This window comes from Microlunatus antarcticus (assembly GCF_014193425.1).
Lineage (GTDB): Bacteria > Actinomycetota > Actinomycetes > Propionibacteriales > Propionibacteriaceae > Microlunatus > Microlunatus antarcticus.
This window is the reverse complement of sequence record NZ_JACHZG010000001.1, coordinates 3751915-3765319: the sequence shown is the minus strand read 5'-3', so window position 1 is coordinate 3765319 and position 13405 is coordinate 3751915. Positions and strand designations below refer to the sequence as shown.

12 protein-coding genes are annotated in these 13405 nt (G+C 72.7%); 9 read left to right on the top strand and 3 right to left on the bottom strand.

Going from position 1 to position 13405, the window contains the following annotated elements:
• The first annotated feature begins 8 nt into the window (after positions 1 to 8).
• From mfd to FHX39_RS17625, 4 genes are read left to right on the top strand one after another with little or no spacing between them, the layout of a single operon-like run.
• Positions 9 to 3668 (top strand): transcription-repair coupling factor, encoded by a 3660-nt coding sequence (gene mfd, locus FHX39_RS17640; RefSeq protein WP_332836912.1) that lies wholly within the window; start codon positions 9 to 11, stop codon positions 3666 to 3668.
• Positions 3669 to 3705: 37 nt separating this feature from the next.
• Positions 3706 to 4263 (top strand): SurA N-terminal domain-containing protein, encoded by a 558-nt coding sequence (locus tag FHX39_RS17635; protein ID WP_183340563.1) that lies wholly within the window; start codon positions 3706 to 3708, stop codon positions 4261 to 4263.
• A gap of 47 nt (positions 4264 to 4310) precedes the next feature.
• The gene (locus tag FHX39_RS17630) at positions 4311 to 4895 is read left to right on the top strand and encodes a MazG family protein (protein WP_183341690.1); all 585 of its coding nucleotides are present in this window, start codon (positions 4311 to 4313) and stop codon (positions 4893 to 4895) included.
• A 9-nt stretch (positions 4896 to 4904) separates the two neighbouring features.
• A complete protein-coding gene (locus FHX39_RS17625; protein ID WP_183340560.1) occupies positions 4905 to 5282 on the top strand; it encodes a hypothetical protein in 378 nt (125 codons plus the stop codon).
• Positions 5283 to 5298: 16 nt separating this feature from the next.
• Here FHX39_RS17625 and FHX39_RS17620 read toward each other — a convergent pair whose 3' ends face one another.
• Entirely contained in the window at positions 5299 to 6324 is a 1026-nt protein-coding gene (locus FHX39_RS17620; protein WP_183340558.1) for an aldo/keto reductase, read from the bottom strand.
• Positions 6325 to 6382: 58 nt separating this feature from the next.
• Complete coding sequence (locus FHX39_RS17615) at positions 6383 to 7192, bottom strand: SDR family NAD(P)-dependent oxidoreductase (RefSeq protein WP_183340556.1); 810 nt, start codon at positions 7190 to 7192, stop codon at positions 6383 to 6385.
• 81 nt (positions 7193 to 7273) lie between these two features.
• Between FHX39_RS17615 and FHX39_RS17610 the strand changes: the two genes are divergently transcribed.
• The 4 genes from FHX39_RS17610 (at position 7274) to FHX39_RS22305 (ending at position 11008) form a co-directional block, all read left to right on the top strand.
• Positions 7274 to 7438: a hypothetical protein gene (locus FHX39_RS17610; protein ID WP_183340554.1), complete on the top strand. Its 165-nt coding sequence runs from the start codon at positions 7274 to 7276 to the stop codon at positions 7436 to 7438.
• Between the two features lie 92 nt (positions 7439 to 7530).
• The gene (locus tag FHX39_RS17605) at positions 7531 to 8823 is read left to right on the top strand and encodes a hypothetical protein (RefSeq protein ID WP_183340552.1); all 1293 of its coding nucleotides are present in this window, start codon (positions 7531 to 7533) and stop codon (positions 8821 to 8823) included.
• 118 nt (positions 8824 to 8941) lie between these two features.
• Positions 8942 to 10222 (top strand): phosphopyruvate hydratase, encoded by a 1281-nt coding sequence (eno, locus tag FHX39_RS17600; protein ID WP_183340550.1) that lies wholly within the window; start codon positions 8942 to 8944, stop codon positions 10220 to 10222.
• Between the two features lie 9 nt (positions 10223 to 10231).
• Positions 10232 to 11008, top strand: coding sequence for an FtsB family cell division protein (locus FHX39_RS22305; protein ID WP_183340548.1), 777 nt, complete (start codon positions 10232 to 10234; stop codon positions 11006 to 11008).
• A 16-nt stretch (positions 11009 to 11024) separates the two neighbouring features.
• Here the strand turns inward: FHX39_RS22305 and FHX39_RS17590 are convergent, their stop codons facing one another.
• Positions 11025 to 11987, bottom strand: a complete 963-nt coding sequence (locus FHX39_RS17590; protein ID WP_183340545.1) for a ribokinase — start codon at positions 11985 to 11987, stop codon at positions 11025 to 11027.
• Positions 11988 to 12122: 135 nt separating this feature from the next.
• Between FHX39_RS17590 and FHX39_RS17585 the strand changes: the two genes are divergently transcribed.
• Positions 12123 to 13403, top strand: coding sequence for an MFS transporter (locus FHX39_RS17585; RefSeq protein WP_183340543.1), 1281 nt, complete (start codon positions 12123 to 12125; stop codon positions 13401 to 13403).
• Positions 13404 to 13405: the final 2 nt, after the last annotated feature.

The window sequence follows — 13405 nt, the reverse complement described above, 5'->3', positions numbered from 1 at the left end:
TCTGACCAGTGAGTCTTGCGGGCCTGGTGAGCCTTTTCTGCACCGATCCTGTCGTCGCCGAAACGATCGGTGACGCGCGCTCGCGCGCGCTCCCGGCCCTCGACCTGACCGCCCCGCCCGCCATGCGGGCGATGATCGCCGCCGCGCTCACCTCGGCCGTCGCACAAGGTGGGGCCGACCGGCCCGTCCTGCTCGTGACGTCGACCTACCGCGAGGCCGAGGACCTGACGGCCGCGTGCCAGTCGCTGCTCGGGACCGACGCGGTCGCCTACTACCCCGCCTGGGAGACGCTGCCGCACGAACGGCTGAGCCCGCGCTCCGACACCGTCGGTCGCCGCCTCGCCGTGCTGCGGCGCATCGTCGGCAACGACGAGCTGCCGCCCCCGCGCGTCGTCGTGGCCCCCGTCCGCAGCATCCTGCAGCCGCAGGTCAAGGGGCTGGCCGACCTGCTGCCCGTACGCCTCGTCACCGGCCAGGACTTCGACACGTCCGACCTGGCGGCCGCCCTGGTGGGGGCCGCGTACAACCGGGTCGACCTGGTGGAGCGGCGCGGCGAGTTCGCGGTCCGCGGCGGCATCGTCGACGTCTTCCCGCCGACCGAGGAGCACCCGGTCCGCATCGACTTCTTCGGCGACACCATCGAGGACATCCGCTACTTCACCGTCGCGGACCAGCGCTCGACCGACCTCGTCATCACCGACGTCGTCGCGTCGCCGTGCCGGGAGCTGCTGCTCACCGACGAGGTGCGGAGCCGCGCGTTCGCGCTGTCGCAGGAGCACCCCGAGCTCATCGAGATGCTCGACAAGATCGCCCAGGGCCACGCCGTCGACGGCATGGAGGCCCTCTCGCCGGTGCTCGTCGACGGGATGGAGCTGCTGGTCGAGCTGCTGCCCACCGGCACGCAGGTGCTGATCTGCGACCCCGAGCTGGTCCGCGGCCGCGCGATCGACCTCGTCCGGACGAGCGAGGAGTTCCTGCACGCGTCCTGGGCCGCCGCGGCGGGCGGGGGCAAGGCGCCGATCGACCTGGGCGAGTCCTCCTACCGGCCCTTGGCCGAGGTGCGTTCCGCGGCGCTGGCCCGCGGCCTGTCCTGGTGGACCCTGTCGCCCTTCAGCGCCGGCCCTTCGACAGGCTCGGGGAACGAGGGCGCCGGGGACCAGGGTCCGCGGCACGGCGAGACCCGGGCGGCGGAGGGCTGGGGCGCCGGGAACGTCCGCACCGAGGACGGTGAGCTCATCGACTTCAGCTCGGTCTCCCGGGAGGCCGGGGTCGTCAGCCGGACCATCGCCGGCCGTCCCGTCGAGAGCTACCGCGGCGACACCGAGTCCGCACTGCACGAGGTCACCGCGCGGATCCGCGACGGCTGGCGCGTGCTGCTGATGGCCGAGGGCAAGGGCATCGCCGACCGTCTTGCCGAGGTGCTCGTCGCGGAGGACCTCCCCGTACGCCGGCTGGAGGCCCTCGCCGACCACCCGGCCCCGGGCATCGCCACCGTCGTCTGCGGCGAGCTGGCGTCGGGCTTCGGGGCCGACGGCGTGAAGCTCCTCGTGCTGACCGCCCGCGACCTCTCGGGCCAGCGGGCGCCGGACAAGGCGAGCCGCAAGATGCCGGCGCGCCGCAAGCAGACCATCGACCCGCTCGAGCTGAGCCCCGGCGACGCCGTCGTGCACGCCCAGCACGGCGTCGGCCGCTACGTCGAGATGGTGCAGCGCTCGGTCGGCAAGGACAGCACGCGGGAGTACCTCGTCATCGAGTACGCCCCCTCCAAGCGCGGGCAGCCGGGCGACCGCCTCTACGTCCCGATGGACGCGCTCGAGCAGGTCACGCGCTACGTGGGCGGGGAGAACCCGACGCTCGACAAGATGGGCGGCGGGGACTGGGCCGCGCGCAAGACACGCGCCCGCAAGGCCGTCCGCGAGATCGCCGGCGAGCTGATCAAGCTGTACGCCGCCCGCCAGGCCACGCGCGGCCACGCCTTCAGCCCCGACACGACGTGGCAGCGCGAGCTCGAGGACGCGTTCGGCTTCGTCGAGACCCCCGACCAGCTCGCCGCCGTCGAGGAGACCAAGCGGGACATGGAGCAGGTGGTCCCGATGGACCGCCTGATCTGCGGCGACGTCGGCTACGGCAAGACCGAGATCGCCGTCCGCGCCGCGTTCAAGGCGGTGCAGGACGGCAAGCAGGTGGCCGTGCTGGTGCCGACGACGCTGCTCGTGCAGCAGCACCTCCAGACCTTCGCGGGCCGCTACTCCGGCTTCCCGGTCAACGTGGCCCCGCTCAGCCGCTTCCAGTCCGCCGCCGAGATCAAGGCGACGATGGCGGGGGTGACCGAGGGCAAGGTCGACGTGGTCATCGGCACGCACCGCCTGCTCGGCGGGGAGATCAAGTTCAAGGACCTCGGGCTGGTGATCATCGACGAGGAGCAGCGCTTCGGCGTCGAGCACAAGGAGCAGCTCAAGCGCCTGCGCACGAGCGTCGACGTGCTCGCGATGTCCGCGACGCCGATCCCGCGCACGCTCGAGATGGCCATCACCGGCATCCGCGAGATGAGCACGATCGCGACCCCGCCGGAGGAGCGGCACCCCGTGCTGACCTTCGCCGGGCCGTACGACGAGGCGCAGGTCACCGCAGCCATCCGGCGCGAGCTGAGCCGTGAGGGCCAGGTCTTCTTCGTCCACAACCGCGTCTCCAGCATCGACAAGACCGCGAAGCGGATCACCGAGCTGGTCCCCGAGGCCCGGGTCGCGACCGCCCATGGCCAGATGGGGGAGCAGCGGCTCGAGCAGGTCATGGTCGACTTCTGGGAACGTCGTGCCGACGTCCTCGTCTGCACGACGATCGTCGAGGCCGGCCTGGACATCAACACCGCGAACACCCTGATCGTCGACCGCTCCGACCAGCTCGGCCTGAGCCAGCTGCACCAGATCCGCGGTCGCGTGGGGCGTGGGCGCGAGCGCGGCTACGCGTACTTCCTCTACCCGCCGGAGAAGCCGCTGACCCAGACGGCGTACGACCGGCTGGCCACGATCGCGGCCCACACCGACCTCGGCGCCGGCATGGCCGTGGCGATGAAGGACCTCGAGATCCGTGGGGCGGGCAACATGCTCGGCGGCGAGCAGTCCGGCCACATCGCCGACGTCGGCTTCGACCTCTACATCCGCCTGGTCGGCGAGGCCGTCTCGGAGTACCGCGGCGACGCCACCGAGCCCGAGCCGGAGATGCGGATCGAGCTGCCGATCGACGCCCACCTGCCGACCGACTACGTCGAGTCGGAGCGGCTGCGGCTGGAGATGTACAAGCGGCTGGCCGAGGTCAAGACCGAGGCCGACGTCAAGGCGATCGAGGCCGAGCTGCACGACCGCTACGGCGCACCGACCCAGCCGACGCTCAACCTGCTCGAGGTGGCGCGGTTCCGGCTGCTGGCGCGCGAGGCGGGGATCACCGAGGTCGTGTCGCAGGGGAACTACATCCGCTTCGGGCCGGCGGAGCTGCTCGACTCTCGTCAGCTGCGGCTCAAGCGCCTCTACCCGCGCAGCGTCGTCAAGGAGACCGCGCGGCACATCCTCGTGCCGCGCCCGCTCGCCAGCACGATCGGCGGGCCCACCGTCGAGGACCTCGAGCTCCTGCGCTGGTGCGCCAAGGTCGTCCGCGAGATCTTCCTGGCCTAGGCTCAGGTCAGCTCCGCCCTACGTCTCGAGAGGTCCCATGCGTCCCAGGTTCCCGGCTGCACCGCAGCGCCGGCTCCGCCTCGCCGCCACGACCGTCGCGCTCCTCGCGGTCGGCCTCACCGCCGGCTGCGGCGACGCGAGCCCGTCGGTCGCCGCGTACGTCGACGGCACGACGATCACGTCGAAGCAGCTCGACGCCGCGGTCGCCGGGGTCGGCTCGACCGTCCAGGAGGGCCAGCAGGTGTCGCCCCAGGCGGTGCTGGACGCCATGGTCCACGGGGTCATCGCCGACCACATCGCGGCGAAGAACAACATCGTCGTCACCGACGCCGAGCGCGGCGCCGCGCTGCAGGGCTCCAACCTGGAGCCGCTCGTGTCGGTCCCCGGGGCGGCGGAGGTCGCGTACGACGTGGCCGACCAGCAGATCGTGGCCCAGAAGATCGGCCCCCAGCCCTACCTCGACCAGGTCGCGCAGCAGAAGGTCACGCTCAACCCGCGCTACGGCGTGCTCGACGAGCAGCAGAAGCTGATCATCACCGACCAGTCGGGCTCGCTCGCCCAGCCCGCGAGCCCCAGCCCGACGCCCACGCCCTGACGCCGGTGCCCCAGGCGGTGACCGAGGTCGACCGGCTCGTGGCGGTGATGCACCGGCTGCGCGCCGAGTGCCCCTGGGACGCCGAGCAGACGCACCGCTCGCTCGTCCCCTACCTCGTCGAGGAGTCCTGCGAGGTGGTCGAGGCCATCGAGGCCGGGACGACCGACGACCTGCGCGAGGAGCTCGGCGACCTGCTGCTGCAGGTCGTGTTCCACAGCGAGCTGGCGGCGGAGGAGGGTGCGTTCAACGTCCAGGCCGTGGCCGCGGGGATCGCCGACAAGCTGGTCCGCCGGCACCCCCACGTGTTCGCCACCGAAACGGCCCCCGACGACCCGCACGCGAGCTGGGAGCAGCGCAAGGCGGTCGAGAAGGGCAGGACGTCCGCGCTCGAGGGCATCCCCGAGCAGCTCTCGGCCCTGTCCCGGGCGGGCAAGATCCTGTCCCGGGCCCGTTCGCGTCGCGTGCCGCTGGCGGCCCCGGCGGAGGTCGAGCCGATCACGGACGAGGCGCTCGGCGAGGCGCTGCTCGACCTCGTGGTCCGCGCGCAAGCCTCCGGGCTCGACGCCGAGCAGTCGGCCCGCACGGCCGTACGCCGCCTCGAGGTGAGGGTCCGCGACGCCGAACGGGGCTAGCCTGACGGTGTGAGCGAGCCCACACGACCCTCCTCAGAGCTCCGACGCGACGTGGACGCGGCGCTCGGAGCGCGCCACGACCTCGGGCCCGACTACGAGGACGCGGTCGCGGCGAGCCTGGCCGACCGCGTCGAGGAGATCGTCGCGCAGCGGACCGCGCAGGTGGTCGCGACACCCGAGGAACGCCAGCACGCGCGCGACGAGGAGAAGGCGACGGGAGACGGCCGCTTCTTCATCGCGCTGGCCTCGCTCGGCGCCGGCATCCCGATCACCGGGATCGTCCACGACTCGATCATCAGCACCGCGATCGCCTGGGCCGGGATCGTAGGGATCAACGTGGCCGCCGCCCTGCGCGGGCGACGGCCCCGTCGACCTGACGTCGGCTGATCAGCCGGTCAGCCGGTCAGCCCTCGAGGTTGCGGTTGCGCTGCCCGACGCCGAGCTCGCCGTAGGGGTAGTCCGTCGCGCGGAGGTCGCTCGCCTCGTCGAGGGCAGCGGTCTCCTCGTCGGTCAGGTGCAGACCGGCGGCCTTGAGGTTGGTCTCGAGCTGCGCGGTGGTGCGGGCGCCGAGGATCGTCGAGGTGACGCTGGGCCGGTCGGTGACCCAGGACAGGGCGACCTCGGCCATCGAGACGCCGCGGTCCTCGGCGATCTTCTGGACGGCGTCGATCGTGTTCCAGGTGCGCTCGGTGCCGCGGCGGTCGTACGCCTCCATGCCGCGCTCCGGGTTGTCCCCGAGCCGCGTGGCGCCGGTCGGACGCTCGTCGCGCTTGTACTTGCCGGACAGCCAGCCGCCGCCCAGCGGGCTCCACGGCAGCAGGCCCATGCCGACGTCGAGGGCGGCGGGGACGATCTCCCACTCGATCTCGCGGACGATCAGGCTGTACTGCGGCTGCAGCGTGACGGGCTCGTTCAGACCCAGCGCCCGCGCCGTGTGGACGGCCTTGGTGAGCTGCCAGCCGGTGAAGTTCGACAGGCCGTAGTAGCCGATCTTGCCCTCCTGGACGAAGCCGTCGAGGGTGCGCAGCGACTCCTCCAGCGGGGTCCACGCGTCGAACGCGTGCACCTGGTAGAGGTCGACGTGGTCGAGGCCGAGCCGACCCAGCGAGGCGTCGAGCGACCGGGTGAGGTTGCGGCGCGAGAGGCCGGACGAGTTCGGCCCCTCGGTCGTCGGGAACCGACCCTTGGTCGCGAGAACGACCCGGTCGGTGACGTCGGAGGGGCGGTTCGCGTACCAGCGACCGATGATCTCCTCGGAGACCCCGCGGGTGTAGACGTTCGCCGTGTCGACGAAGTTGCCGCCGGCGGCGACGAAGGTGTCGAGCTGCTCGTGGGAGCCGGCCTCGTCGGTCTCGTTGCCGAAGGTCATGGTGCCGAGGCAGAGGCTGGAGACGGCGGTGCCGCTCGAGCCGAGGGTGCGATATTCCATGTCCGCAGTGTTACCCCGCCGAGACCTGCCTCAGCGCCGGGGCTTCGGCGCCCGGGCCTCAGCCCTCGTCACGCGGCTTCGCGGCCACCTTGTTGAGCAGCGCCTTGACCTTGTCGGGCAGCACGCCGGCCACCAGCGCGCTGGCCTTGGGGCCCGGCGACGAGGCCGCCACCTTGGCCTTGCCGGCCATGAGCGCGTCGAGGCCCTGACGGGCGACCTCGGCCGGGTCGTCCTGCGGGCCCTCGCCCATGAGCGTGTCGTCCATGCCGGCGCGCGCGAAGAAGGCCGTGTCCGTCGGGCCGGGCATCAGCGCGGTGATGACGACGTCCGTCTCGGCCAGCTCGGACTGCAGCGCCTCGGTGAAGGACTGGACGAACGACTTCGACGCGTTGTAGACGGTCATGAAGGGGCCCGGCAGCTCCGACGCGATCGAGGAGGTGACGAGCACCCGGCCCGTGTTCGCCAGCACCATGTCGTCGAGCACGAGCTTGGCCAGGTGCACGGTGCCGAGCACGTTCAGCCGGATGACGTCGAGCTCGTCGTCGAGGCTGTTGTCCACGAACGCCCCGCCCCGGCCGATCCCGGCGTTGAGCGCGACCACGGCCAGCGGGCGGCCCAGCGCGACGGTCGCCGCGTAGAGGGACTCCACCCCGGTCCCCGTCCGCAGGTCGGCGACGAAGGTGTGGACCTCCGCGCCCAGCGCGGCGAGCTCCTCGACCCGGTCGTCCAGCGGCACCTCGGCGGTGATCAGGAGGTCGTGGCCTCGGCCGGCCAGCTGGCGCGCGAGCTCCAGGCCGATGCCGCTGGAGGCCCCCGTCACCAGGGCGAACGGTCGGTCCGAGGTCGGGGCGGGGGTGTCGTTGCTCATGGGTGGGACTTACCCCGCGAGGCGAGCCGTACGCCGCCGCCTCAGGTCCCGGGCCCGCGCCCGCGTGGGAGACTCGGCGACGTGGAGATCCCGCTCCTGCCCGTCGTGCTCGTCGGCATCCTCCTGACCTTCGCGGTCGCGGTGCTCGGCTGGTGGGTCGCGTCCCGCGTCGAGCGGCGGCGTCGGACGGCCCGCCGCCTCGCCGAGGACGACCGGCTGCGGGGCCGGCCGGGAACCCCCTCCTGACGACTTCTCAGTTTCCGCACAGTCCGCTCTGATCCTCCGTACGCTCCTCCTGCCCGGTCGGGCGACGAGGCAGTGGAGGTCAGGGGTACGTGGTGCGACAGCAGCGGTTCGCGACAGGTCGGCGCTTCATCGGGGTGGTCGTCCTGGCGGTAACCGCCGGCGTCCTCGGGACGGTGCCCGCGTCGGCGACGCCCGTGTCCGTCCCCGCCCCCGTGGAGCGGCTGGCGGAGGCCGCCGGTCACGACCTCGTCGCCCAGAAGCACGACCGGGCCGGCGAACGCCACGCCCTGGCGATCCCCGGCGAGGACGACGAGGCCTGGCTGGACGTCGATCCCGGCTGCGCGACCGGCACGGGCAAGGCCAAGGTCGCCGGCTACGTCTACACGCCGACGAAGGTCAAGCTCGACTACGTGCTGACCGGGACCGGTCTGCGCAAGACCGGCACCGTCAAGACCAAGGCCGACCGGCCCGTGTCGTTCTCGCTGCCGTCCGTGCGCACTGGCTCCTACCACCTCACGGTCGCCCTGCACGGCAGGACCGACCTCGTGGCGGACGCGACGTTCGACGTCCTGCCCTGCGTCACGGTGAAGGCCAGCTGCCGAGCGGTCACGTTCACCAACCCGGCGGGCAACCCGGCGGCGTACGGCCTCTACCGCGGCCACAAGAAGAACCAGGACTTCGAGCTCGACCTCGCCCCGGGCGCATCGCTCACCGTGCGCGCCGACCACTCCAAGATCGACTACGACCTGACGTCGGACGACTCCGGTCTCGGGAATGGCACGATCAAGGTCAAGCAGTCCTGCAAGCACGGCGCCGCGCAGCCGGACTCCCACGCCCTGCAGACCACGGGCTACGTGGGCTGCGCCCAGTCAGCGGCGAAGGCGGACGTCCAGCTGGGCTGGTCAGCGCAGCCGTCGCTGAAGAAGCTGCGCTTCGAGGTGCTGGACGCCCAGCAGGCCGTCGTCGCCAAGGGCACCCCGAAGGGTGGGCGCGAGAAGGACCTGAGCCTGGCCGCCGGCTCGTACACCTACCGCAGCTACGCCAACGGCCTGGCGAAGCCCTTCGAGGACGTCGCCTTCGTCGTGCTCGGCTGCGTCGAGATCACCCCGCGCTGCGAGGCGATCGAGCTGCGCAACCCGAACCCCATCGGTGTGGTCGTGGAGCTTGAGACGGCGGGCGACGGCGACCCCGACGAGGACTACGTCGACCCCGTGACGGTGGGTGCCGGGCAGACCGTGACCGTGCCGTGGCAGAGCACCGGCGCGTACGCGGCCGCCTACCTCGACGACCCGACGTCGCTGAGCCAGTCGTACTTCCTCAGCCTCGCGTCGCCGGCGCCGTGGGACGAGGACTCGCCCGAGATCGTGGTCCCGCAGAACTGCTGACCTCCTCCGCGAACCGCCGAGGCGGCGCGGCGGCCGTGCGCCGTCGCGCCGTTAGGGTGGGGCCGACACCTGGTCCTCCCCGACGCTGACGCGCGGGAAGCAGCGAAAGGCAGTGCTCGTGGCGAGTATCGAATTCATCGGGGCACGCGAGATCCTCGACTCCCGGGGCAACCCGACCGTCGAGGTCGAGGTCATCCTCGACGACGCGTCCGAGGGTCGCGCGGCGGTGCCGTCGGGCGCCTCCACCGGCGCGTTCGAGGCGGTCGAGCTCCGTGACGGCGGCTCCCGCTACGGCGGCAAGGGCGTGACCAAGGCCGTCCTCGGCGTGGTCGACCAGCTCGGCCCCGAGCTCCTCGGCTTCGAGGCCAGCGAGCAGCGCCTCATCGACCAGGCGATGCTCGACCTGGACGGCACGGACAACAAGTCCAAGCTCGGCGCGAACGCCATCCTCGGCGTCTCGCTCGCGGTCGCGCACGCGGCGGCGAACTCGGCCGACCTCCCGCTCTACCGCTACGTCGGCGGCCCGAACGCCCACGTCCTCCCGGTGCCGATGATGAACATCGTGAACGGCGGCTCGCACGCCGACTCCGACGTCGACGTCCAGGAGTTCATGATCGCGCCGATCGGGGCGGCCACGTTCCGCGAGGCCGTCGAGATGGGCGCCTCCGTCTACCACTCGCTCAAGTCCGTGCTCAAGAAGCAGGGTCTGTCGACCGGCCTGGGCGACGAGGGCGGCTTCGCGCCGAACCTGCCCGCCAACGTCGCGGCGCTCGAGCTCATCTCCACCGCCGTCGAGGCGACCGGGCTCACGCTCGGCACCGACATCGGTCTGGCCCTGGACGTGGCGAGCAGCGAGTTCTTCAAGGACGGGTCGTACAGCTGGGAGGGCGGGACCAAGTCCGCCGACGAGATGACCGCCATCTACGCGCAGTGGGTGAACGACTTCCCGATCGTGTCGATCGAGGACCCGCTGGCCGAGGACGACTGGACCGGCTGGTCCGCGCTGATGGCCCAGCTGGGCGACAAGGTCCAGGTCGTCGGCGACGACCTCTTCGTCACCAACGTGACCCGCCTGCGCCGCGGCATCAGCGAGCGCGCCGCCAACGCGCTGCTCGTCAAGGTCAACCAGATCGGATCCCTCACCGAGACCCTCGACGCCGTCGACCTCGCGCACCGCGCCGGCTTCGCCTGCATGATGAGCCACCGCTCGGGCGAGACCGAGGACACGACGATCGCCGACCTCGCCGTCGCGACGAACTGCGGCCAGATCAAGTCCGGCGCCCCGGCCCGGACCGACCGCGTCGCGAAGTACAACCAGCTGCTCCGCATCGAGGAGGACCTCGACGACGCGGCCCGCTACGCCGGCGCCTCCGCCTTCCCGCGCTTCACCGCCAAGTAGGCCGCAGCAGTGCCGCCGTCCGGACCTCGTCCGACCTCCCGGCCGGGCGCAGGTCCCGGCCGGGGCAAGCCGCGCGCGCGGCCGCAGGCCCGCGAGCGGTCCGGGTCGACCGACCCGGCGAACGAGCCGACGGTCGCCTTCGAGGTCGGCACGCCGGCCCCGGAGCCCAAGCCGGCCGCCGCCGGCGCGAAGGCGAAGGCAAGGACGACGGCCGCTGCGGCGCCGGTCCGGAGCTCGGCTCCGCGGCCGGGTCTGACCGCTCCGCGGTCGGGACGGACCGCGGCGGCCGGGTCGGCGGTCACGCGACGGTCCGCGGCCGTGCTCCACCGGGCCGTACGGGCCAACCTGACCGCGCGCGCCCTCGCGCTCGTGGTCGTCGTGCTCGTGCTGACGATCTCGTACGCGACCTCGTTGCGCATCTACTTCTCGCAGGCGCACGAGATCGCGACCACCAAGGCCGAGATCGCCGACAGCCAGGCCGCCATCGGCGACCTGCAGGGCCAGATCGCCCGCTGGAACGACCCGGCGTACGTCGCCGCCCAGGCCCGCGAACGGCTCGGCTGGCTGGTGCCCGGGGAGACCGGCTACACGGTGGTCGGCGCCGACGGCAAGCCGCTCGGCGGCGGTCTCACGCTCGACTCCTCGGCCACCACCGACCCCGAGCAGCAGCAGCCGATGTGGTGGGACCGCATGTGGGGTTCGGTCAAGGCCGCGGACAAGCCCGCCCCGGTCAAGGCCAACCCCGCCAACCGCGCACCCGTGACGCCGGACTCCAAGCCGCGCTAGCTTCGCGTCCGCGCAGCTAGCGGCCCTTGAGGAACGTGTCGACCTCGGCGGCGGTCGGGATGCTCGGGCTCGCGCCGGGCTTCGTGGTGGCCAGGGCGCCGGCCGCGGCGGCGCGGCGCAGGGCGACGGGCCAGGGCAGACCCGCGGCGACCGCGGCACCGAGGGCTCCGGCGAATGTGTCGCCCGCGGCGGTGGTGTCCACCGGCGTGACGCCGAAGGCGGGGATCTCCGTCGTGCCGGACGGCCCGACGACGACCGTCCCGCGGCCACCGCGGGTGATGACGACCTGATGGACGCCCCGCTCGAGGAACCAGCGCGCCGCACGTTCCGCGGAACGGACGTCGGTCACCCGGGTGCCGGTGAGGACCTCCGCCTCGGTCTCGTTCGGGCAGGCCAGCCAGACGCCGGCCCAGATCTCCTCGGGCAGGGGCGTCGCCGGCGCGGGGTCGAGCGAGAGCCGCAGGCCGAGGTCGGCGCAGGCGCTCGCGGTCGCGACCGTGACCTCGAGCGGGGTCTCGAGCTGGAGCAGGACCACCGGAGAGGTCGGGGCGGCGGCGGTCAGCGCTGCCCGGACGCGCTCGGCCGTGACGGCGCCGTTCGCCTCGGGGACGATGACGATGCTGTTCTCACCGGTGCGGGAGTCGACGCGGATGTGGGCGACGCCGGTGGACCCGTCCACCTCCTCCACCCAGCCCACGTCGACCCCGTCGGCGCGCAGGGCGTCGAGCGCTACCGCGCCGAACGGGTCGCGGCCCACGGCCCCGACCATGAGCGTCCGTGCACCCGCGCGGGCCGCAGCCACCGCCTGGTTGGCGCCCTTGCCGCCGAGCAGCGTGGAGAACTGGGTGCCCGACACCGTCTCGCCGGGCCGGGGGAGCGGGGAGGCCGAGACCGTGAGGTCGACGTTGATGCTCCCCACCACGACGACCGTGCCCGGTCCCGGTGCGGTACGACCCGCCGATGCTGCCGCCGCTGCCATGCGCGAACTGTAGCGAGGACCGGGGTTACGGTTCTCGCAGGTCGCAGCCGTGCGCGGTCGTCCGGAACCGGGGAGAACGGAGCAGCTCTGAGCCTCAGCGGCCAGACCACGTCCTCGGGACGCGGCTCTCGACGCGTGCCCGAACCGCGCCGGGCTCTGCCCGGTCCGCGCGACAGCGGGCTCTGGCTCTTCGGCTACGCCCACTCCCTCGTCGGCGAGCAGATCTTCTACGTCGCCCTGACCTGGGCCGCGGTGCAGATCATGTCGCCGGCCGAGGTCGGCCTGCTCCTCGTGCTGGGCTCGCTGCCCCGCGCGGTCGTGCTCCTCGCCGGCGGGGTCTTCGTGGACCGGGCCGGTCCCAAGCGCCTCATCATCGTCTCCGACGTGCTGCGGACCGCGGTGATGGTCGCCGCCGCGGTGCTGCTCGGGGTGGGGCTCACGGGGACGTTCCTGCTCGGGGCCCTGACCGTCGTCTTCGGCTTCGTCGACGGGCTGTTCCTCCCGGCCGTGGGGGCCGCCCCGGCCTTCGTCGCGACCGTGGAGGGCCAGACGCGGCTGCAGGCCCTGCGCACGATCGTCTACCGCGGCGCCCCGATGGTCGGCGCCCCGCTGGCCAGCGCGCTGCTCCTCACGTACGGCACCGTCACCGCCTTCGGGGTCACGGCCTTCCTCTTCGCCGCCTCGGTCGTCGCGCTGTCCTTCACCCGGATGACGCGCCCTGCGTCCGGCTCCGCGCTCTCCGCCGCGGTCGACCGGACCGCGCGGACCAGCGTCTTCGGCGAGATCCGCGAGGGGCTCCGGCTGATCGTCTCCAACCGGCAGCTCCTGGTGGTCGTCGGCGTCCTCGCCATCCTCGACTTCGGGTTCGCCGGCCCGACCACGGCCGGCGTCCCGCTCCTCGCCGCCGAGCAGGGCTGGGGACCGGGGGGCATCGGCTGGATCGTCGGCGGCTTCGGGGTGGGTGCCGTCGTCACGGCGGCCGTGCTGGCGTGGCGCCGCCCGACCGTCCGCGCCGGTGTGGTGGCCGCCGTCGGCCTGACCATGATGAGCGTCGGCCTCGTCGCGCTCGGCCTCGTCGAGCAGGTCGACGGCACCCCGATGCGGGAGGTCCTCCTGGCCGGGTCCTGCGCCGCCTTCTTCGGCGTCGGGACCGGGCTGTTCGGCACGCTCGTCAACGCCGCGCTCGTGGCCATGACCCCGGTCGCCCAGCTCGGCCGCATCATGGCCGCCGTGTCGCTGTCCGGCTACCTCGGCGACCCCGTCAGCTTCTCCCTCACCGGCATCGCGGCCCAGGGCCTCGGCGCATCGAGCACGTTCCTCTTCGGTGGTGGCTTCATCATGGTGGCCGTGATCATCAGCTGGGTCTCGCCCGCCGTCCGTTCGCTCTCGCTGCCCGGCACGAGCCGGCGGTCCTGAGA

Excerpts from the sequence above, each read along its gene's own strand:
- FHX39_RS17635 (WP_183340563.1), top strand. The coding sequence starts at position 3,706 with ATGCGTCCCAGGTTCCCGGCTGCACCGCAGCGCCGGCTCCGCCTCGCC.
- FHX39_RS17630 (WP_183341690.1), top strand. The coding sequence starts at position 4,311 with ATGCACCGGCTGCGCGCCGAGTGCCCCTGGGACGCCGAGCAGACGCAC.
- FHX39_RS17620 (WP_183340558.1), bottom strand. The coding sequence starts at position 6,324 with ATGGAATATCGCACCCTCGGCTCGAGCGGCACCGCCGTCTCCAGCCTC.
- FHX39_RS17615 (WP_183340556.1), bottom strand. The coding sequence starts at position 7,192 with ATGAGCAACGACACCCCCGCCCCGACCTCGGACCGACCGTTCGCCCTG.
- FHX39_RS17590 (WP_183340545.1), bottom strand. The coding sequence starts at position 11,987 with ATGGCAGCGGCGGCAGCATCGGCGGGTCGTACCGCACCGGGACCGGGC.